Annotated in this window: 17 protein-coding genes and 1 tRNA gene; 15 read left to right on the forward strand and 3 right to left on the reverse strand. The window is 42.3% G+C overall.

What is annotated here, in order from left to right; translation table 11 throughout:
- From GO495_RS03140 to GO495_RS03175, 8 genes are all read left to right on the forward strand, one after another.
- Window positions 1-3,147, forward strand: coding sequence for an efflux RND transporter permease subunit (locus tag GO495_RS03140; protein WP_157298235.1), 3,147 nt, complete (start codon window positions 1-3; stop codon window positions 3,145-3,147).
- A gap of 10 nt (window positions 3,148-3,157) precedes the next feature.
- Window positions 3,158-4,558, forward strand: a complete 1,401-nt coding sequence (locus GO495_RS03145) for an efflux transporter outer membrane subunit (protein ID WP_157298236.1) — start codon at window positions 3,158-3,160, stop codon at window positions 4,556-4,558.
- A 153-nt stretch (window positions 4,559-4,711) separates the two neighbouring features.
- Window positions 4,712-5,707 (forward strand): sensor histidine kinase, encoded by a 996-nt coding sequence (locus tag GO495_RS03150; RefSeq protein WP_157298237.1) that lies wholly within the window; start codon window positions 4,712-4,714, stop codon window positions 5,705-5,707.
- Between the two features lie 10 nt (window positions 5,708-5,717).
- Window positions 5,718-6,473 carry a LytR/AlgR family response regulator transcription factor gene (locus tag GO495_RS03155; protein ID WP_157298238.1) on the forward strand — a complete coding sequence of 252 codons (756 nt, stop codon included), beginning with the start codon at window positions 5,718-5,720 and terminating at the stop codon, window positions 6,471-6,473.
- Window positions 6,474-6,948: 475 nt separating this feature from the next.
- Window positions 6,949-7,926 carry a sensor histidine kinase gene (locus GO495_RS03160; protein ID WP_157298239.1) on the forward strand — a complete coding sequence of 326 codons (978 nt, stop codon included), beginning with the start codon at window positions 6,949-6,951 and terminating at the stop codon, window positions 7,924-7,926.
- Window positions 7,923-8,651 carry a LytR/AlgR family response regulator transcription factor gene (locus GO495_RS03165; protein ID WP_157298240.1) on the forward strand — a complete coding sequence of 243 codons (729 nt, stop codon included), beginning with the start codon at window positions 7,923-7,925 and terminating at the stop codon, window positions 8,649-8,651. The genes GO495_RS03160 and GO495_RS03165 overlap by 4 nt, the downstream gene beginning before the upstream one ends.
- Window positions 8,652-8,678: 27 nt before the next feature.
- The gene (locus GO495_RS03170; protein WP_157298241.1) at window positions 8,679-9,683 is read left to right on the forward strand and encodes a hypothetical protein; all 1,005 of its coding nucleotides are present in this window, start codon (window positions 8,679-8,681) and stop codon (window positions 9,681-9,683) included.
- A 10-nt stretch (window positions 9,684-9,693) separates the two neighbouring features.
- Window positions 9,694-9,903 carry a hypothetical protein gene (locus GO495_RS03175; protein WP_157298242.1) on the forward strand — a complete coding sequence of 70 codons (210 nt, stop codon included), beginning with the start codon at window positions 9,694-9,696 and terminating at the stop codon, window positions 9,901-9,903.
- Between the two features lie 301 nt (window positions 9,904-10,204).
- Here the strand turns inward: GO495_RS03175 and GO495_RS03180 are convergent.
- Window positions 10,205-10,278: transfer RNA gene (locus tag GO495_RS03180), tRNA-Asp, on the reverse strand.
- 115 nt (window positions 10,279-10,393) lie between these two features.
- Between GO495_RS03180 and GO495_RS03185 the strand changes: the two genes are divergently transcribed.
- Window positions 10,394-11,347 carry an acetyl-CoA carboxylase carboxyltransferase subunit alpha gene (locus tag GO495_RS03185; protein WP_089779042.1) on the forward strand — a complete coding sequence of 318 codons (954 nt, stop codon included), beginning with the start codon at window positions 10,394-10,396 and terminating at the stop codon, window positions 11,345-11,347.
- A gap of 99 nt (window positions 11,348-11,446) precedes the next feature.
- Window positions 11,447-12,325 carry a 4-hydroxy-tetrahydrodipicolinate synthase gene (gene dapA / locus GO495_RS03190; RefSeq protein WP_157298243.1) on the forward strand — a complete coding sequence of 293 codons (879 nt, stop codon included), beginning with the start codon at window positions 11,447-11,449 and terminating at the stop codon, window positions 12,323-12,325.
- Between the two features lie 69 nt (window positions 12,326-12,394).
- On the opposite strand, the gene GO495_RS03195 is transcribed toward dapA, so the two are convergent.
- Together GO495_RS03195 and GO495_RS03200 are read right to left on the reverse strand one after the other, a co-directional pair.
- Window positions 12,395-13,303 carry a ribonuclease Z gene (locus tag GO495_RS03195; protein WP_157298244.1) on the reverse strand — a complete coding sequence of 303 codons (909 nt, stop codon included), beginning with the start codon at window positions 13,301-13,303 and terminating at the stop codon, window positions 12,395-12,397.
- A gap of 96 nt (window positions 13,304-13,399) precedes the next feature.
- Complete coding sequence (locus GO495_RS03200) at window positions 13,400-13,774, reverse strand: STAS domain-containing protein (protein WP_157298245.1); 375 nt, start codon at window positions 13,772-13,774, stop codon at window positions 13,400-13,402.
- Window positions 13,775-13,957: 183 nt separating this feature from the next.
- Between GO495_RS03200 and GO495_RS03205 the strand changes: the two genes are divergently transcribed.
- From GO495_RS03205 to leuB, 5 genes are all read left to right on the forward strand, one after another.
- Window positions 13,958-16,495 carry an ATP-dependent Clp protease ATP-binding subunit gene (locus GO495_RS03205; RefSeq protein ID WP_157298246.1) on the forward strand — a complete coding sequence of 846 codons (2,538 nt, stop codon included), beginning with the start codon at window positions 13,958-13,960 and terminating at the stop codon, window positions 16,493-16,495.
- Between the two features lie 294 nt (window positions 16,496-16,789).
- Window positions 16,790-18,199 carry a 3-isopropylmalate dehydratase large subunit gene (gene leuC, locus GO495_RS03210; RefSeq protein ID WP_157298247.1) on the forward strand — a complete coding sequence of 470 codons (1,410 nt, stop codon included), beginning with the start codon at window positions 16,790-16,792 and terminating at the stop codon, window positions 18,197-18,199.
- Between the two features lie 40 nt (window positions 18,200-18,239).
- Window positions 18,240-18,836: a 3-isopropylmalate dehydratase small subunit gene (gene leuD / locus GO495_RS03215; RefSeq protein WP_157298248.1), complete on the forward strand. Its 597-nt coding sequence runs from the start codon at window positions 18,240-18,242 to the stop codon at window positions 18,834-18,836.
- 20 nt (window positions 18,837-18,856) lie between these two features.
- Window positions 18,857-20,380 carry an alpha-isopropylmalate synthase regulatory domain-containing protein gene (locus GO495_RS03220; RefSeq protein ID WP_157298249.1) on the forward strand — a complete coding sequence of 508 codons (1,524 nt, stop codon included), beginning with the start codon at window positions 18,857-18,859 and terminating at the stop codon, window positions 20,378-20,380.
- Between the two features lie 28 nt (window positions 20,381-20,408).
- A complete protein-coding gene (gene leuB / locus GO495_RS03225; protein WP_157298250.1) occupies window positions 20,409-21,482 on the forward strand; it encodes a 3-isopropylmalate dehydrogenase in 1,074 nt (357 codons plus the stop codon).
- Window positions 21,483-22,151 lie beyond the last annotated feature (669 nt).

A 22,151-nucleotide genomic window follows, 5' to 3' on the forward strand; every position in this document is an offset into this window, starting at 1 on the left:
ATGCTCAAGAAAATTATCAATAAGCCTGTGCTGGCAACGGTTATCTCTATTGTACTGGTCCTGCTCGGTATTGTCAGCTTTACTAAACTGTCGGTGACACAGTTCCCTGATATTGCACCACCTACCATCAGTGTGGCAGGCTCTTATCCCGGAGGTAATAGCGAAAGCGTAACCCGTTCAGTGATTACTCCGCTGGAAGAAGCGATCAACGGGGTGGAAAACATGCAGTATATGTCATCCACTGCCGGTAGTGATGGCTCCTTTTCGATACAGGTTGTTTTTAAACTGGGCGTAAACCCCGATCAGGCTGCCGTTAATATACAGAACAGGGTGGCACAGGTAAACAGTCAGATCCCGGCAGAAGTGGTGCTTGCTGGTATTACCACCAGCAAGCAGCAGAACGGGAATATTATGTTTTTTAATGTGATCAGTGAGGATGGAGAGAAGTACGACGAACTGTTCCTTCAGAATTATTCCAAGATAAATATAATACCGACGCTCAAGCGAATTCCGGGTATTGGTAATGTACAGCTATTTGGTCAGAAGGATTATTCCATGCGTGTATGGCTGGATCCCCAGAAGTTAACAGTAAACAACCTGGTACCGTTGGATATCCAGAATGCAATTAGTAACAATAGCTTTGAGGTTTCTCCCGGTAGATTAGGTGAGGAGTCCGATGCCCCTATGCAGTATGTGATTAAATATAAAGGCAAGCTCAGTGAACCTCAGCAGTTTGAACAGATCGTTGTAAAGTCCAATACAGATGGTTCCATCCTCAGACTAAAAGATGTTGCCAGGATCGAATTCGGGTCCGCTTCTTATGGCGGCGATGGCAATGAAGATGGTAAACCGGCAGTCACCATCGGTATTCAGCAAACAAGCGGATCCAATGCTAATGAGATTGAAGAGCAGGTACGTAGTACACTGGCCGAATCAGATAAAACTTTTCCCAAAGGAATTGGTACCCATATTATCTATAGTGTGAAGGAAAGGCTGGATCAGTCAATTGAACAGGTCGAACACACCCTGATAGAAGCATTTATCCTGGTGTTCGTTGTCGTATATTTATTTTTACAGGATTTCCGTTCAACACTTATCCCGGCAATCGCTGTGCCTGTCGCCATCATCGGTACCTTTTTCTTTTTAAATCTTATTGGATTTACAATTAATGTGCTGACGCTGTTTGCACTCGTACTCGCAATAGGTATTGTCGTCGATGATGCGATTGTTGTCGTGGAGGCCGTTCATACAAAGATGAAGCGTTTTAATATTGACGCAAAGCATGCTACTACTGCAGCAATGGGTGAAATTACGGGAGCTATTATCTCTATTACTTTGGTCATGTCCGCTGTATTTTTGCCGATAGGATTTATGGATGGTCCCGCAGGTATTTTCTACAAACAGTTTGCATTTACACTGGCTATCGCGATTATTATCTCCGCATTAAACGCATTGACCCTTAGCCCTGCATTATGTGCACTGTTTCTGAAAAATGATCATGCGCATACAAATGAAACGGAGGGCTTCAAACAACGTTTCTTTACAGGCTTTAATGCCGGCTTTGACAACTTAACCAGAAGATATGTATACAGTATTCGTTTTCTGATCTCCAAAAAATGGTGGAGTCTTGGTGTACTGGCCCTCATGAGTGGTATTGCTTTCTGGATGATGAATCGTGCTCCGAAAGAGTTTGTGCCGTCAGAAGATGACAGGTTTCTGACTTACGCCATCGGGCTCTCTTCTGGTACAAACCTGAAATTCACGACAGTTGCCATGGCAAAACTGGATAAAGCACTTAAACAGATGCCGGAGGTAGAATCGGTTACCAGCGTATCCGGATTCAATCTGCTCAGTGGCAGTGCGGGTCCATCTTACGGCATGGGTTTTATCCGCTTAAAAACGGAAAAAGAACGGGGAGTTGTCAAAGATATGAATCAGCTGATAGAAGTGATGACGGAACGGTTAAAAGACGTGAAAGAGGGCAGTCTGACGATCTTCCGGAATCCTCCCGTGGACGGTTTTGGAACAGTGAATGGAGCTGAATTAGTGTTACAGGATAAAACAGGAGGCAGCCTTGATAAATTCAGCGGAGTGGCGCAGCAGCTTACAGGGAAATTGTTTGAGGAGCCTGCGGTATCAGTCGCGTTCACCACTTTCAGGAATGATTTTCCTCAGTTTGAAGTACTGGTAGACGAAGATAAAGCCAGCCAGCTAGGAACAACACCCAGGGATGTGATGAATACCCTACAGCTTTTCTATGGAGGGGCACAGTCAGGTGATTTTGTACGGTTCGGGAAGTTTTACAGGGTCAACATCAAATCAGAAGGATTGTATCGTATGGATGAACAATCCCTTAACCAGGTGTATGTGAAGAATAACCGGAATGAAATGGTGCCTGTCAGTACATTGGTTACCCTGCATAAAGTGTATGGCCCGGAAGTAGTGAACCGCTATAATCTTTTTAATAGCATCACCATAAATATCATGGCAAAACCAGGAAGAAGCAATTCGGAAGTAATGGCTGCAGCGGAAAGGATTATGGCTACCTCCCTGCCGGCCGGATACGGATATGAGTGGGGCGGATTAAGCCGGGAAGAAAAGAAATCAGGAGATCAGATGATTTTTATATTCGGTTTGTGTATCCTCTTTACCTACTTTCTGCTGGCAGCGCAATACGAAAGTTATATACTTCCGCTAGCAGTTTTATTTTCTATTCCTACAGGTTTGCTGGGTGTTTATCTCGCTATTGGTATGGCAGGTATCACCAACAATATCTATGTGCAGGTAGGATTGATTATGCTCGTCGGACTGTTAGCGAAAAACGCCATCCTGATTGTGGAGTTCGCATTGAAGGCAAGGCAATCAGGTATGGGGCTTCTGAAGGCAGCGGTGGAAGGCGCTAAACAGCGTTTGAGGCCTATTCTGATGACATCCCTCGCATTTATTGCAGGACTGGTACCCCTGATGTTCGCCACAGGCCCTTCAGCAGTAGGTAACCACTCTATCAGTATCAGCGCTGCCGGAGGCATGTTCACTGGTGTACTGCTTGGATTGTTTATCATCCCCGTTCTTTTTATCGTTTTTCAACATTTGCAGGAAAAAGCCAGTGGTGTAAAAAACAGTAAGATTGAAAATGAGACTGTCTAAAATAAAATCAATGAAACAACAATATATTGTCCTGTTAATATTTATTATATCATTTGCCGCATGCAGGACAGGAAAAAACTATGTGCGTCCTGAACTGAGTATGCCTGCGCAGTACCGTGGTGACACCGTTCTGGTAAATGATACATCTACGATACCCGGATATAAAACATTTTTTAATAACAAAAAACTGGTCGCTCTGATTGATAGTGCCCTGTTTCAAAACAGGGATATGCAGATTGCTGCTAAAAATATTGAGTCTGCCAGATTGGTATTTAAAAGGATAAAACTCAATTACATGCCGGAACTAACTGCGCAGGTAACAGGGAGCTATACACGATCGTCCAATAATAGCCTGGCCGGAATCGGAAATTCACAGTTCGCAGGTTCATACGGTATACCGGATTATACCGCATCGATGGGGCTTACCTGGGAAATAGATCTGTGGGGCCGCATCAGAAGAGAAAAGGAAGAGAGTCTGGCCAATCTCGTACAGACAGAGGAAATAAAAAAGGGTATTCAGACAAGGCTGATAGCTGATATAGCAAATGGTTATTACAACCTGTTGATGCTGGATGAACAACTGAAAGTGGCATTGAAAAGCATTTTACTTAGTGACAGTACCGTACAGATAACTACTGTGCTGTTCCGGGTAGGAGAGGCCAATAACCTTGCATTGCAGCAGGCAAAGGCACAGTTGGAAGTAGCCCGTCAGTTATTGCCTGATCTGGAACGCAGTATCGCATTACAGGAAAATGCGCTAAGTCTGCTTTGCGGACATTACGCCCACAAAATAGAACGTACTGCAGATGATGGGAACGACTTTAATAAAGAGATAAAAAAGGCCTATCCGGTGGCCGTATTAGCATCAAGACCGGATATCATGGCCGCTGAGCAGGTGTTGAGAGCTGCAAATGCCAGAGTAGGTATAACGCAGACAGCCATGTACCCGGCCCTAACGATCAACGGTACTGGAGGATTGAATTCATTTAAATCATCCAATTGGTTTGCTATCCCCGGCTCATTATTCGGTAATATTGCAGAAGGGTTGGCACAGCCGGTGTTTCAGCGTCGCAAATTAAGGATACAGTACGAACAGGCAAAGATAGACAGGGAGAAAGCAGTGATAGAATTCCGGCAAACGGTGCTACAAGGGTATGCCGACGTATCGGATGCATTGATCAGTAATCAGCAGTTAGCTATGCAATATCAGGCCGCCAGAAACAGGAATCAGTCGCTGGAACAGGCCGTAAATTCGGCGAACACGCTGTTCAAAACCGGTATGGCTAATTACCTGGAAATAATAGTGGCACAGAATAATTATCTTCAATCCAGTCTGAATGAATCTCAGCTTTCACGAGAAATAGCAGGAGGAAAGATAGAACTCTACAGAGCGCTGGGAGGAGGAAAATAAGTAATGTCATATCTTCCGAAATAGATGTTGCATTACGCAGGGAAAAAACGCTAAAACTTAATATTGGTGAGCCTTTTAGATAAAAGATATAATCTCTCGTTAAAACTGGTATTTATACCAGTGGTGCTTGTATTAATTTATTCTTTTACATATATGATAGATCCATATAGTGATATATGGAGTGAATTCGAAAACGGAGAAGTTAAATGCATCTTATTAGAAGTCTTTATAGACCTGCTCCTGAGTTGGGCTATCTTAGAGATTAGTGTAGGTATATCACATGCGCTGGAACGTAGATTCCAGTGGACAAGATCTCCTGTTCTGCGTTTTATTCTGCAAACCGTTCTGACTATCGTAACCGTTGGATGTGTACTTTACCTTCAACATCTGGTATTCTATTTTATATATGGAGATGTAGAGTTAACTGAGAGTCAGAATATGAATGTATGGCGGTTCGTCTGGGTTTCCATTTTTGTATCTGTGATTGTCAGTGCCGTGCATACCGGCTACTTTTTTCTGCAGAGATGGCAGCTTTCCATGTCTGAAGCAACAGCACTTAAACTAAAAACAGCAGAGCTGAAGGAAATAGCTATGCAGGCTGAATTGCAGTCGCTTAAACTGCAGCTCGACCCTCATTTTATGTTTAATAATTTCAGTACATTATCTGAATTAATTAATGAAGATCCTGCTGTTGCTTCGGAGTTTCTGAATAATCTCTCCCGCGTATACCGTTATATGATTCAGAATTTAAAAAAGGATCTGGTACAGTTGAAAGTAGAAATCGAGTTCCTGAAATCCTATATCTATTTAATGAAAATTCGCCATGATGATAATATGCAGGTAATCATTCAGTTAGATGAAAATGTCATGGATAGTGCAATTCCGCCTGTTACATTACAGATGCTGACAGAGAACGCCATCAAACATAACATAGCAACAGGCAATAGTCCATTGGTCATACATATTATCTGTAAAGAAGGATATATCACGATTACTAACAACCTGCAGCGAATAGCGCATACTATACCATCTACTGGAATGGGACTACGAAATATTACAGATAGATACCGGATTCTGTCAGGACGTGAACCCGTAATTGCAGAAACGGATACTACTTTTTATGTAGCACTACCAGTTTTAAATTTATAATCCGCCCACAATGAAAATCTTAATAATAGAAGATGAAAAACATAATGCGGCAAGACTGCAAAGGATATTACTGGAGATAGACGCCAGGATTGATGTGGTGGGACTACTGGAAACAATGAAGGATAGCATTACCTGGTTTAAGAATAATCCTGCCCCCGATGTGGCATTGATGGATGTCAGACTTTCTGATGGCTTAAGTTTTGATATCTTTTCAGAAGTGACCGTAAAGTGTCCGATTATTTTTACCACAGCTTATGATGAATATGCGGTCAGAGCATTTAAAGTGAACAGCATCGACTATCTCCTGAAACCAATAGAAAAGAATGAGCTGATAACCGCATTAGGAAAAGTAAAGGTGAACAATAATATTCCCCAGTATATTAATGTTAATCAACTCTCGGAACTTCTTAATCAACGTACACTGATGTTTCGGAAACGTTTCCTGCTACCAAGCTACGACGGGTATAAGACGTTACTCACGGAAGAAATTGAATTTATCTATTCTGAATTTAAAACAACTCATGTAGTATTAAAAGATGGAAGAGTTGAAATACTTCCGCAAAGTATGGAAGAACTGGAAGAAGAACTGGATCCCGATGTTTTTTTCAGGGCGAATAGACAACTGATTGTTCATATCAATAGCATCGGAAGTATACAGAACAGTTTTAACGGAAAACTGAAAATAATCTTAAAAAAAAATAAAACCAGAGAGGTAATTGTGAGTAGAGAAAAAGCGCCCCTCTTAAAGGCGTGGCTGGATAGATAAACCAAGCCGTTTGTTATTGATGCCTGGACTTTACTGAATTACAGGCTTCAGGACAGATATCTATGAGAATGACAGATACTCAAAGATGCCGGCACTGTAAATCTTTTACGATCATAGGTAATATTGCAAAAATAGCCCTTCAATCAAAAGGTCAAACCTTAGTTGAAAAATGATACCTATATCCATCTATTTTAACATAGTATTAGCAGACGGTTAATTTAGCCATAACGACGCTGGTTTTAGAATGATGCAGGAGGACTGAAAATAATCCGGTGATTGCCCCTTTTGTCTTGGATATCCCCTGTTTGATATAATTATTCCAACTGCTTTATTTGTTTTGTGTTATTTAGCAGATATTCAATTAAAGCATTTGTCATTGGAGAAGGCGCAAGACAATAACCGCATTATTAGATTTCTGATCGAACCTAAATTCCGGGTCTACCGGCATTTGCTGGTCCTCCTCTATATAGCATGCATGTTTGTAATAATCCCCAAAGACCCTGAGCAAACCTTGGGGAATACTATTTTAAGGAAATTAGTCTGGAATAGTTATTTCCTGGTAATGTTCTACATCAATATGTACGTATTGATTCCTGTATTTTTATACAAGGCTAAATATGCGTTCTATCTGTTTGTGATGATCTTTATGGTGGTGGGCTGTTACCTTGCTGTAGCAAAAATTACCAATAGCGCCCTCGATGGTTACAAGTTTGTAGAAGGGATGTCATTCCCTTTTGATAACATCAACGAATTGTTACTTTCAGTACACAAGATTTTCTTAATGGTATTTAGCTCAACATCTATCAAGCTTTTCCAGCGCTGGGCAAAAGATGGCAACCGTATCAATGAATTGGAGAAGAGTTCGCTTCAATCAGAACTAAGGGAACTAAAGAACCAGATCAACCCACATTTTCTTTTTAATATGCTCAATAATGTGAATGTGCTGGTTAAGAAAGATCCCGGAAAAGCTTCCCAGGTGATTTTGAAATTGTCTGATTTCCTGCGCCACCAGCTTTACGGAAATAATCAACAGGAGGTATTACTTTCTGCTGAAATCGTTTTTCTGGGTGATTTTATGGCGTTGGAGAAAATCAGACGGGATGAATTCAGCTTCGATATAATAACCAATAATAAAAGTGGCAATCCGGACAGGCTGGCAACACTGAAGCTTCCACCCAATCTTTTTATACCATTTGTGGAAAATGCCGTAAAGCATAGTTTTGATCCGGATCATGCTTCACAGGCTAATGTTGTATTTACAATCTACCGCGACCGGCTTATTTTTGAATGCCGCAATACAAAAGCCGGACAACCTATTGTTTATTCAGGAAGTGGTGGCCTTGGATTGACCAATATAAAACGAAGACTTGAGTTGTTGTATGCAACGGTTTTTGTACTTGATATTAAAGATACTGAAACAACCTATTCTATAATCTTAACACTGCCCTTATGAATTGTATCATTGTAGATGATGAACCATTAGCACGTGAAGGCATATTGTTACTGATACAGGATATTCCGGAGCTGGTCATTACCGGATCTTTCAATACCGTGGGGAAAGCAAAAAACTTTATGCTCAGTAATATGGTGGATCTCATTTTCCTGGACATCGAGATGCCCGGTACCAATGGGCTTGAGTTTGCCGAAACCATTTCAGGAGAAACACTGGTCATATTTACCACCGCTTTTTCGCAATATGCACTGAAAAGTTATGAGGTAGATGCTATCGACTACCTGGTAAAACCTATCATAAAAGAACGCCTGGAGAAAGCAGTTAAGAAAGCATCCGGTTATCATAAGCTACTGCGGGAGAATAAGACCAGCCAGTCTACATTGGAAAATCTGTCCGATGATTATATGCTCATCAAGGCTGACAGGAAATACTATAAACTCCTTTTCAATGATATTCTCTATATCGAAGGACTTAAAGATTATGTGGTGATCTACATCGGAGATACACGTAGAATCACAGCGATGAATTTAAAGACAATCTCCGCGCAGCTGCCGCCTGATCAGTTCCTTCGCGTGAGCAAATCGTATCTGGTCAACAACAGTCATATTGATTCATTTGATAACCATACCATATACATCAGGAATAATGAAATTCCTATTGGAGATATCTACAGGAAGAAATTCCTCGAATCATATCTCGGTAAAAAGGGTTTGAACGAGCTCTAAAACAGCATAACCTATAAGACAACACTCATGAAAAGAACATTATCATTCTTTACATTGGCATTGCTATGCCATTTTGTGAATGCTCAGGATACAGCAACTTTCAAAAAAAGAGCAATGGCACTTATCACAGATAAGTTTCCGGTTACCCGCACTTTTGATATCCAGTACCAGCAATACCTGCCAGGTAATTTTGATTCGGAACTATATGACCGGCATTTTAGCAAGGCCAAAATTCAAACCCATTACAGACTTAAGGTTGCCGCTAACATTCCATTGCTGGAAACAAAAAAGTGGCGTATAACGGGATCTGCAAACTATCGCTATGAGGCATTTAAATTCAAAGATGTCGAGGCAGCACCCAACTTCGCTGAGGCCGGGTTAGATAATAATAAGCATGAATTCCATTATTTTTCCGGCGCAATAAGCGCTACCTATTTTTCTGTACTCTTCAAAAAGCCAGTGATTTATACTGCCAGTATTATAGTCGATGGTAGCGAAAAGGATATCGAAAGGCTCAATGGTTTTGTCAGTGCAACGATGTTTCTCAAACGCAACCGGCAGACACGCATTGGTGTTGGAGTAATGGCATTTATTGACCCTGCCATGCAGATTCCTTTTGCGCCGATTATTATGATTGAACACCAGTTTAGGAACGCTGTCTGGACAATGGACTTGATCCTTCCCCAAAGACTCTTGTTTAAAAGACCCATATTTGAAAATGGCCGCTTATCTATTGGTTCCGAACTTGCTAACGACAACTTTTATACATACCCGAATTCCTCTTTATTTAAATCGAAAGTATATGATTACAGGCAACTTGAACTCAGATCAGGTATTACCTACGAACATAAGTTAAACAGTTTTATCATTGCAACCTTCAAAACCGGTGTATCTAATGTTTTCAGTTCAAGGTTATCAGCACGTGGAGAGTCTTCCAAAAACTACGTTCTTTCCACCACAGCTGGAGCTGCCGGCTATTTCAGTGTTGGCCTTTCATTTAACCCTTCGCTTAAAAAGAAAAAACAACCTTAATTATAATACCATGATCGCCATATTTAAAACCTCGGTTATAAACAGCGAACAGGCAGAAAATATTAAGCCATACCTGGATCAATTACATACCATCATCGCGTGGAATTTTGATCTGGAAGACTGTGACAATATTCTGCGGATTGAAAGTACAACAAACGTTTCAGTTAGTGTCATCAGCATACTGGAAGAATACGGCTTTCTTTGCGAAGAAATTTATTAATTATCTAACCGGAAGGAGATTTCTCAATCACCATGTAGTGATTCAGTTTGATTTGTAATTGCTTGCCATCTAGTTGGAAGAAATGAGCTAACTGGACTGTCATCCAAATGTTTCTTAATTCTGTTAACTGTCGATAGTCTTGATCCAATGCTGATGTTGCTTAATTCAGCTGCAAAAAAACAAATTTTTATCATTCCCCCCAAGTATTCAACTTGATCCCAAAAATACCAAACCTGTCAGGCAACACGAACTTTAATGAAAAAGGGACAAATCATCTTTCGATAATTTGTCCCTTTTCTTGCGGACCAGACGAGACTCGAACTCGCGACCTCCGCCGTGACAGGGCGGCATTCTAACCAACTGAACTACTGATCCTTCCCGTTTTGGGATTGCAAAGATAGGGAAAGACGAAGCAATTTCACAAATCTTTTTAAAAAAAGTTTTTACAGCTTTATCTTTACATCGTTCTTTAACCAATTTATACTAAAATATGCAATTCCTGGATTTTGAGAAACCTATTGCGGACCTGTACGATCAGTTGGAAAAACTGAAAGAAAACGGGGAGAAGTCAGGTGTGGATGTAACCGCAACTGTTAGGGAGTATGAACAAAAGATAGTAAATACCCGGAAAGATGTGTATGACCACCTCTCCAGTTATCAGCGCGTACTGTTAAGCAGACACCCGGAAAGGCCGTACACCCTGGCATATATCGAGAAGATGTGTACCAATTTCGTTGAGTTGCATGGCGACAGGAACGTAAAGGACGATAAGGCCATGGTAGGCGGATTTGCCGAACTGGATGGCGAAACAGTGATGTTTATTGGTCAACAGAAAGGTATTAATACCAAAATGCGCCAGATCCGTAATTTCGGTATGGCCAATCCTGAAGGTTACCGTAAGGCCCTGCGCCTCATGAAACTGGCCGAGAAGTTCAATAAGCCCATCGTTACGCTGATTGATACTCCCGGTGCTTATCCGGGTCTGGAAGCGGAAGAAAGGGGACAGGGCGAGGCCATTGCCCGTAATATCTTCGAAATGGTGAAGCTGCGGGTACCTGTTATCTGCATTATCATAGGGGAAGGTGCTTCCGGTGGTGCGCTGGGTATTGGTATCGGCGACAGGATCCTGATGCTGGAAAACAGCTGGTATACCGTGATCTCTCCGGAAAACTGCTCTACTATCCTGTGGCGTAGCTGGAATTTCAAGGAAAAGGCTGCTGAAGAGCTGAAGCTTACTTCTGATCATATGAGCCGTTTTGGCCTTGTAGACGGCGTAATCAAGGAGCCTCTGGGCGGTGCTCATGTGAATCCTGATGAAATGGCGGTCATTCTGAAGCAAACCATTAAGGATACGCTGGCAGAATTACGAAAGATTGACCCTGAAACCCGCATTGAACAACGTATTGACAAGTTCAGCCGCATGGGTTTTTACGACGAGCGCTAAAAATATTTGCAACATCACATTTCAAATTATCATCTTTGCAGCTCCTTAGGGGAACGGAAAGAGGTAATTTGGAATTTGTTATCTGGAACTTAATAAGATATGGAACAATTAAGAGGCACCGGCGTTGCGCTGGTTACGCCCTTTAAAAAGGATGAAAGCATCGATTGGAATGCTTTTGAAAGATTGATTGATCATGTGATTACCGGCGGGGTAGACTATGTAGTACCCCTGGGTACCACCGGAGAAACACCCACTCTCAGCGCAGATGAGAAGCTGGAACTTATGAAATTCACATTCGAAAAAGTAAGCAAGCGTGTTCCTGTAGTGGTAGGCATCGGTGATTATAACACCCGTGATGTGGTGAAGCGACTGGAAACCTGCCCCCTGGACCAGGCGGTAGCGGTCCTGAGCGTTGCGCCTTATTACAGCAAGCCTAGTCAGGAAGGGATCTTCCAGCATTATAAAGCGATTGCTGCGGCTTCCCCGAAGCCAATCATCCTGTATAACGTTCCCGGCCGTACGGGCCGCAATATGAGTGCCCAGACCACGCTCAGACTGGCTCACGAGGTGCCGAACATCGTAGCTATGAAGGAAGCCAGCGGGGATATGGTGCAGTGTATGCAGATCATCAAAGACAAGCCGAAAGACTTCCTCGTTATCAGCGGGGATGATGCACTGGCAATGCCGCAGGTAGCTGCCGGTATGGATGGTCTGATCTCAGTAGCAGCGAACTATTTTGCCAAAGATGTATCTGGTATGATTAAAGCCGCTCTGGGGAACGATATGCCATTAGCCCGTAAATTGCATTATAAGCTCCAGGAAGCATTTGATCTGATGTTTGAAGAGAATAACCCTGCCGGGGTAAAAGCGTTCTTACATGACGCCGGAATTAGTGAAAACGTGTTCCGTTTACCGGTAGTACCGGTAAGTGATGGCTTAAAGAGCCGGATCAGTGCTTTCTTTAAGAATTACAAATAAATGGGGCATTTGCCTTTTAAAATATCAATCCCCGTCCAAAAGACGGGGATTTTTTTATACAGAAATATTTTAAATCAGATATGTTACCCCTTCTTCGGCCAGGTCTGTATTTTCAAATACAGGACGGCTTTCTTCCAGGAAAGGTTCCAGATCGGAATACTTGGAGGAGAAATGTCCGATTATCAGTCGTTTTGCGTCTGCGTTCAGCGCCAGGGTAGCTGCCTGCACACTGGTGCTGTGATAACGTTCTGCGGCTCTTTCTGCCAGATTATGGAGATAAGTTGTTTCGTGGTAAAGAAGATCGGCTTTTTCAGCATGGGGCAGGAGTTCCTCCGTATACATCGTATCTGCACAGTACACATACCTTTTGCCTGGTAAAGGCGGTAATGTTACCCAGTCGTTTTTCACCAGCAAGCCATCTTTACGCTGGTAATCAGCACCTTCCTGCAGTTTGGAGAAATAAGCCGCCGGGATTTCATATGCCCTGGTTTGTTCCGGGATGATCTTGCGTTTACGTTTCTGTACTTCGAAGATGAAACCATAACAGGGAATACGGTGTCTGGTAGGGAAGAAGCTGACGCACAGGTCCTTATCTTCCAGGATAACACCCTGGTTCTCTGCTGTTAAGGGGACAAATTGCAACTGAAACTGCAGGGTAGTGCCGGAGCACTCGAGCTGGAGAAGGAGAATCGTTTCCAGTTCTGGAGGAGCAAATACGGTTAAAGTCTCTGTTCTGCCTAACAGGCTAAGGCTGTTGAGGAGCCCTATGAGTCCAAAGTAGTGATCCCCATGCAGATGACTGATGAAGATGTACCTTAACCGGCTTCTTTTGATTTTGTAACGGGCCATTTGCAGCTGGGTGCCCTCACCACAGTCTACGAGCAGCAACTGATCATTACACGTAACTATCTGTGCCGTCGGATGTCTGTCTAACGTGGGGATAGCTGAATTATTACCTAAGATGGTTACCGCAAACATGCGCTAAAATAAATAATTAGAAATCATTTTCCGTAAAATGGAACATAAATCCACATTTGGGAATAACATTTGGCATCAGATTGATACACAGAGAAATTATTCTTCGTCCTGCAGCAACTCTCTCTCAAGATCTTCCATCATCACCAGGTCAATCGCCTCAGTCATAGTAGGAGCAAGGTTATACACGGTTTCGTCTGCTTGCTTGATGAGAAGTGTTAAAGCGCTGTTAAGGCCAGTGATAGCGCAGGAGAGGGCGCTGTCATACTGCTGGTGATAGACTGTTAATATGGCTTGAATCCCAATATCGTCGGCCTTTTCCACTAATGCCATGTCCAGTATAAGGTTACGTCCTTCCATTTCAGGTAATTCAGAGATGCCGGTGATAAAGGGGGCTGCCAAATTAGCATTCAACTCACTAATTTCCGGACTTATTACCACTATTTTTTCTTTGGTATCAATTTTGAATTTCATTAGCAAGATTTTGTTTTATAAATTAGTAAATAAGTAATCTGGAATCCTGCCGAAAAACAGCCTTCTTCTTACTTCGCTCTCACCTATACTATTAAAGTGTTAGGGTAAAGGTAAATCAAAATTATTTGCTAATATTGTATAAGCAAGTCCCCGTAAGGGTTTTAATAATTTAATATTCTCACAATGGACCAGAATTTTTCACCGCAAGTAAAGGAAATTATTTCGTTCAGCAGGGAGGAAGCTCTTCGCTTAGGGAATGATTTCATCGGCACAGAACACCTGCTGCTCGGCATTATAAGAGAAGGGGAAGGGACAGCTGTTAAAATTCTGCAGGCTTTAAATGTAGACCTTTATGAACTGCGTAAGGAGGTTGAATTGGCCGTCAAAGACAAGACAGGAAAAAACATCGCCAATATCAATAGTCTCCCGCTTACAAGGCAGGCAGAAAAGGTCATACGGGTAACCGTACTTGAAGCAAAGGCGCTGAAAAGCCCTACTGTAGAGACAGAGCATTTAATGCTTTCTATCCTCAAGAATAAAGAAAACGTTTGTACACAAATCTTACAACAGTTTGACGTGGATTACGACACTTTTAAAAACGAACTGGGCTTTGTAAAATCTGCTGATCCCAAAGCAGAGTTTGATGATCCTGGAGAGGAAGAATTTGAAGATGAACGCAAGAGTTTTGCCTCGAAAGCCAAACAAACTAATACAAAGTCTAAAACCCCCGTGCTGGATAATTTCGGCCGGGACATTACCAAGCTGGCCGAGAGTGGCAGCTTAGATCCGATCGTGGGTCGCGAGCAGGAAATTGAGCGTGTATCGCAGATATTGTCCCGCCGTAAAAAGAACAATCCTATCCTCATCGGGGAACCGGGAGTGGGTAAAACCGCTATCGTGGAGGGCCTGGCACTGCGCATTGTGCAGCGTAAGGTATCCCGCGTGCTTTTTGACAAGCGCGTGGTAAGCCTCGACCTGGCAGCGCTGGTGGCTGGTACCAAGTACCGTGGCCAGTTTGAGGAAAGGATGAAGGCTATCATGAATGAACTGGAGAAGAACCGGGATGTGATATTGTTCATTGATGAGATCCACACGATCGTAGGTGCTGGTGGTGCTTCCGGCTCGCTGGATGCTTCCAACATCTTCAAACCGGCACTGGCTCGCGGAGAACTGCAATGCATCGGTGCTTCTACTTTGGATGAATACCGCATGTACATCGAGAAAGATGGTGCTTTAGACCGTCGTTTCCAGAAAGTAATGGTAGAACCTCCAACCGTAGAAGAAACCATTCAGATCCTGAACAACATCAAGCCCCGCTATGAAGAGTATCATAACGTGAGCTATTCTCAGGATGCAATCGATGCCTGCGTGAAACTGAGCGACCGTTACATGACAGACCGTTTACTGCCCGACAAGGCGATAGACGTACTGGATGAAGTAGGTGCCCGTGTACACTTAAAGAACATCAACGTTCCTACCAACATCCTCGACCTGGAAAAACAGATCGAAGATATCAAGCAGGAAAAGAATAAAGTTGTAAAGAGCCAGCGTTTCGAAGAAGCAGCGGCGCTGCGCGACACTGAGAAGAAACTGGGTGAAGACCTGGAACGTGCAAAAGCAGTGTGGGAAGAAGAAGTGAAGCACAAACGCTACCCGATTGATGAAGAAGCGATTGCTGAAGTAGTAAGCATGATGACCGGTATCCCTGTTAAAAGGATGGTACAGGCCGAAACTGAGAAACTGCGCCGCATGGGCGATGACCTGAAAGGTGCTGTTGTAGGACAGGATGATGCTATCAGCAAAGTAACCAAAGCAATACAGCGTAACCGTGTAGGATTGAAAGATCCTAAGAAACCAATCGGTACCTTCATATTCCTCGGACCAACAGGCGTGGGTAAAACCGAGCTGGCTAAATCGCTGGCACGCTACATGTTCGACTCCGAAGATGCACTGATCCGTATCGATATGACGGAATACATGGAGAAATTCTCCCTGAGCCGTCTGATCGGAGCGCCTCCGGGCTATGTAGGATATGAAGAAGGTGGTCAGCTGACTGAAAAAGTTCGCCGTAAACCTTACTCCGTGATCCTGCTGGATGAAATCGAAAAAGCACATCCGGATATCTACAATATCCTGTTACAGGTGCTGGACGATGGTATCCTCACAGATGGTCTTGGTCGTAAAGTGGATTTCAAGAATACACTGATCATCATGACCTCTAACATCGGGGCCCGTCAGTTGAAAGACTTCGGAGCCGGTGTTGGTTTCACTACCGCTGCTAAATCAGGCAATGAAGACGAGAACACCAAATCAGTGATTGAAAAAGCACTGAAACGTACCTTCTCTCCTGAATTCCTGAACCGTATAGATGATGTGATCATATTCAACTCACTCAGCAAGGAACATATCTATACCATTATAGATATCACTATGAAGAGCGTGCTGAAACGCCTTGAAAACCTGGGCTTCAGCCTGGAACTGACAGAAGCAGCGAAAGGCTTCCTCGCAGAGAAAGGATACGACCAGCAATTCGGTGCACGTCCGCTGCACAGGGCCATCCAGAAATACCTGGAAGATCCTTTGGCAGAAGAGATACTGAATATGAATATTCACAACGGAGATATTCTGATCGCTGACCTCGACAAGGAAAATCAGAAATTGACTTTCACCCTGAAGAATTCAGAAGAAAAGAACACGATCTCTGATCAGAAAGAAGCATAAACAGTAAGCCATAGTTGATAAAAATTGTTTTTGAGAAAGTCCCGGGCATCGTCCCGGGATTTTTTTTGCCCTAAAAAGTAGCACTTTAGTGTTAATATTCTGCTGTTTATAGATTAGTTATAAAATAAATTAAATATTTATTTTATGATTATGACCTGCCTGACAGGGGATTTTGGCTATTCTTATGGCCTTGATTTGTAAGGGATCTCTGTTATTGTTAGAAATAATTCAGATAAAATGGTGATTATCTGGATATATTTTAAGAATTTTACACTCACTTTTAAATTATGACAAATGAGCCAGATACCAACTACATTATTTGATAAAGTATGGGATTCCCACGTGGTCAGGAAAATTGAAGATGGCCCTGATGTACTTTTTATAGACCGGCATTTTATTCATGAGGTAACCAGCCCGGTAGCTTTCCTGGGTTTGGAAAGCCGGGGACTTAAAGTAATGTTTTCCGGAAAAACATTTGCTACGGCTGATCATAATACACCTACCATCAACCAGCACCTGCCTGTACAGGACCCGCTTTCTGCCAATCAGTTGAAGGCTTTGGAAACCAACTCGGCAAAATATGGTATTTCGCACTGGGGCTTAGGTAATCCAAAGAACGGTATTGTACATGTGGTTGGTCCCGAAAACGGGATCACACTTCCAGGTATGACAATTGTTTGCGGAGATTCACATACATCTACTCATGGTGCATTTGGCGCTATCGCATTTGGTATTGGTACTTCCGAAGTGGAAATGGTACTTTCTTCACAATGTATTATGCAGCCCAAGCCAAAGAAAATGCGCATAAATGTGAATGGTAAGCTGGGTAAAGGCATCGTTCCGAAAGATGTGGTACTCTATATCATTGCTAAATTGACTGCAGCGGGTGCTACCGGCTATTTTGTTGAATTTGCAGGAGAAGTATTTGAGAACATGAGTATGGAAGGCCGTATGACTGTTTGTAATATGAGTATTGAGATGGGGGCCCGTGGTGGTATGATCGCACCTGATGAAACTACTTTTGCTTACATCAAAGGCCGGGAAAAAGCACCGAAAGATGCTGCCTGGGATACAGCGCTTGCCTACTGGAAAACACTGAAGACCGATGAAGGCGCAGGTTTTGACCTGGAATATAATTTTGATGCGGCAGATATAGAGCCTATGATCACTTACGGTACCAATCCGGGTATGGGTATGGGAATCACCAGACATATCCCTGTTGCGGCGGAAACCGGTGGTAGTAAAGCCAGTTATGAAAAGTCACTTGAATATATGGGCTTTCATGAAGAAGACGGAATGCTTGGGAAAAAGGTGGATTATATATTTGTCGGTAGCTGTACCAATGGACGTATTGAAGATTTCCGTGCATTTGCATCTATAGTAAAAGGTCGTAAAAAAGCCGAACACATTACGGCATGGATAGTACCCGGTTCTCATATCGTGGAACAACAGATTAAAGAGGAAGGGATATTGGATATCCTGACTGAAGCCGGATTCCAGTTACGTCAGCCCGGATGTTCTGCCTGCCTGGCAATGAATGATGATAAAATTCCTGCAGGTAAGTATGCAGTAAGTACCAGCAACAGGAATTTTGAAGGAAGACAGGGACCTGGAGCGAGAACAATGCTGGCAAGTCCGCTGGTGGCAGCGGCAGCAGCCGTAACCGGTGTTGTAACAGACCCGAGAGCATTAATGGCTGAATAATAGTGAAACAAAAAATTATAAACGACGATATAATTAAAAAATGGCTTACGATAAATTCACAGTATTAAAAAGTTCAGCGGTTCCTATGCCGATTGAAAATGTGGACACTGATCAGATCATTCCCGCCCGTTTTTTAAAAGCAACCGAGCGTAAAGGGTTTGGTGATAATCTTTTTCGCGACTGGCGCTATAACACAGATGGATCAGAGAAAAAAGATTTCGTGCTGAATAACCCTATTTATTCAGGCAAAATACTGGTAGGCGGCAAGAACTTTGGAAGTGGCAGCAGCCGTGAACATGCGGCATGGGCTATATATGATTATGGCTTCCGTTGTGTGGTATCCAGTTTCTTTGCTGATATCTTTAAGAACAATTCTCTGAACATCGGCATATTACCCGTACAGGTAAGCGCTGTATTTTTAGACAAGATATTTACGGCTATTGAAGCAAATCCTGCGGCAGAACTTGAAGTGAACCTTCCTGAGCAGAAGATTACCATCCTCACAACAGGGGAAAGTGAATCATTTGATATCAATACCTATAAAAAACATAACATGACGAATGGCTATGATGATATTGACTATCTGCAGGCCATGAAAAGCGAAATCCAATTATTTGCTGAAAAAAGCATGTATTAAAAAAACAGCTCAGAACTACTATGTCAGTTAGCCAGCGTTATATTGAAGTAATGGATACCACCCTTCGTGATGGTGAACAAACCAGCGGTGTTTCTTTCTCTCCGATCGAAAAATTGACCATTGCCCAGCTTTTATTAACTGAAGTAAAAGTGGACAGGATCGAAATTGCGTCGGCTCGTGTATCTGAGGGAGAATTTGCTGCTGTAAAAGCTATTACCAAATGGGCAAAGGCAAACGGTTTTTTAAACAGGATAGAAGTACTGACGTTTGTTGATGGGGATGTTTCTGTTCAATGGATGCAGAAAGCAGGGGCCAAAGTAATGAACCTGCTGACGAAAGGTTCCCTTAATCATTTAACACACCAGTTAAAGAAAAAGCCTGAACAGCATTTTGAGGAAGTCGCTGCCGTTATTGCGCTGGCAAAGAAGAAGGGATTGGAGTGTAATGTGTATCTGGAGGACTGGAGCAATGGTATGCGCGACTCTAAGGAATATGTTTTTCAATACCTGGATTTTTTACAGCATCAGCCTGTAAAAAGGATTATGCTACCGGATACTTTAGGGGTACTCATTCCTTCTGAAGTGTATGCATACATTTCAGAGATTGTACAACGCTATCCTGGTATTCATTTCGATTTTCATGCACATAATGACTATGATCTGGGTACAGCAAATGTGCTGGAAGGAGTAAAGGCGGGTGCGCATGGTATCCATCTTACCATTAACGGCATGGGAGAAAGGGCCGGTAATGCACCTTTAGCCAGTGCGATCGCCGTACTGAATGATTTTATGCCTTCTGTAAAAACTTCAGTGGCGGAAAAATCATTATATACTGTAAGCAAACTGGTAGAAACCTTTTCCGGTTTCCGTATCCCGGTTAATAAACCGGTAGTGGGAGAGAATGTGTTTACACAAACGGCCGGTATTCATGCTGATGGTGACAAAAAGAATAAATTGTACTTCAGCGACCTGATGCCGGAACGTTTTGGCCGTAAACGCGAATATGCTTTAGGTAAAACAAGCGGTAAAGCCAATATTGAAAACAATTTACAACAGTTGGGCATACAGCTTTCCGAACCTGACCTGAAAAAAGTAACACAGCGGATCATTGAACTGGGAGACAGGAAAGAAGTCGTTACGCAGGCTGATCTTCCTTATATCATTTCTGATATATTGGACAGTAATACGATTGAGAACAAAGTGAGGATAGAGAACTATGTGCTTACTCATGCAAGCAGGCTCAGACCTTCCGCAACGGTGGAGATCGTTATTAATGGTGAACTGTTTGAAGAACATGCGCAAGGTGACGGGCAATATGATGCTTTTATGAATGCACTGAAGAAAGTGTATAAGAAAAAGAAGCAGGAATTGCCCACATTAACGGATTATGCTGTTCGTATACCCCCAGGTGGTAAAACTGATGCTTTATGCGAAACAATTATTACCTGGAACTATAGTAACAAAGAGTTCAAAACAAGAGGCCTTGACAGTGATCAGACCGTATCGGCAATAAAGGCCACACAAAAAATGCTTAATTTAATATAAAACACGCTTCATTTCAATAAATAACCGGATGGCAACCAAGCATATTTTAATTGTTCCAGGTGATGGAATAGGACAGGAAGTAACAGCAGTTGGTAAAAAAGTTTTGGACAAAATCGCTGTAAAATTTGGACATACATTTACTTACGATGAAGCATTGATCGGTCATGTGGCAATTGAGGCTACAGGAAACCCTTTACCGGACGAGTCGCTTGAGAAAATGCGGAAGTCTGATGCGGTGTTATTTGGCGCTGTAGGCCATCCGAAATACGATAACGATCCTTCTGCTAAAGTAAGACCGGAACAGGGTTTACTGAAAATGCGCAAAGAACTGGGATTGTACGCGAATCTTCGTCCTATCAAATTGTTTGATGAATTACTGGAAGCTTCCAGTATCAAACCGGAGATATTAAAAGGTGCTGATATTTTATTTTTCCGCGAGCTGACCGGCGATATTTATTTTGGTGAAAAAGGAAGGAAGAATAATGGTGATACCGCCTATGATATTGCAGAATACAGCCGTTATGAGGTAGAGCGTATCGCCCGCAAGGCATTTGACGCTGCCAGGACCAGAAGAAAGAAATTATGTTCTGTAGATAAAGCCAATGTGATTGAAACATCCAGGCTGTGGAGGGAAGTAGTACAGAAAGTAGCCCTGGAATATCCTGATGTAGAAGTTGAACATCAGTTCGTTGATGCTACAGCTATGCTGCTGATAAAAGATCCGCGTCGTTTTGATGTAGTCGTTACAGCAAACCTGTTCGGTGACATCCTCACTGATGAGGCATCACAGATAGCAGGTTCTATGGGTATGCTGGCCTCTGCTTCAATAGGCGATGGCACGGGTGTATATGAGCCTATTCATGGCTCGGCTCACGACATTACCGGTATGGGAGTGGCTAATCCATTAGCCTCTATCTTATCTGCAGCCTTGTTACTCGACATCTCCTTTAATATGAAGGCCGAATCAGAAACTGTTATTAAAGCGGTAGAGAATGTATTAAAAGAAGGCTTCCGGACAAGAGATATTGCCAATGCTCAAACACCTGCTGACAAAATATTAGGTACGGCGGCAATGGGAGAAGAAGTGCTGAAATTTATTTAAGTCAATAAAATAGTTTTTGAGAAGGTCCCGGGCATTGTCCCGGGATTTTTTTTGTTGTTTTGCTTACCCTTAAGTGTTATGATCTACCAGTTATTTTAGATAGTTTTAAATTTTAACTTATTTTTTTGTTTTTGACCTTATCCGCTCATTTTAACTTTTTCTTTTAAGAAGTGCATGCATCCCCGCCAGTCTGCAATAAAGAAAATATCCCATTTCCCTTGTAGTACCATTTCTACAAACGTGTTACTCTACTTTACTCAAAATACCAATAATGGTATTATTTTAACATCTGTAAGTACTAAAATATCGGTTAACAAGTCATTTACAATTCATATTATAGCACTAATGTGTTAGATGAATTCAGGGAGTATATTACATAACTCCATCATTTACAATGAAAAATTGTATTGTTTCAATCCTATCCTTATCCCCCTTTTTTTGCATTATAACTATTAACCTATGATAATCAATTATATATACAAATGTATTGATTCCCAAAATGATACATTGATGTCATTTTATAAAGTTTAATAATATTATACATTTGTACAATACAATTATAATCAGATACTTCAGGTTCGTGGACAATGACAATACGTGAACGATATACATCCACTTCTTTTTTAACCGACGCTTTTGATATTTTTTAATAAACGGTTAAATATTATA

It is taken from the genome of Chitinophaga oryziterrae (assembly GCF_009758125.1).
GTDB classification, from domain to species: domain Bacteria; phylum Bacteroidota; class Bacteroidia; order Chitinophagales; family Chitinophagaceae; genus Chitinophaga; species Chitinophaga oryziterrae.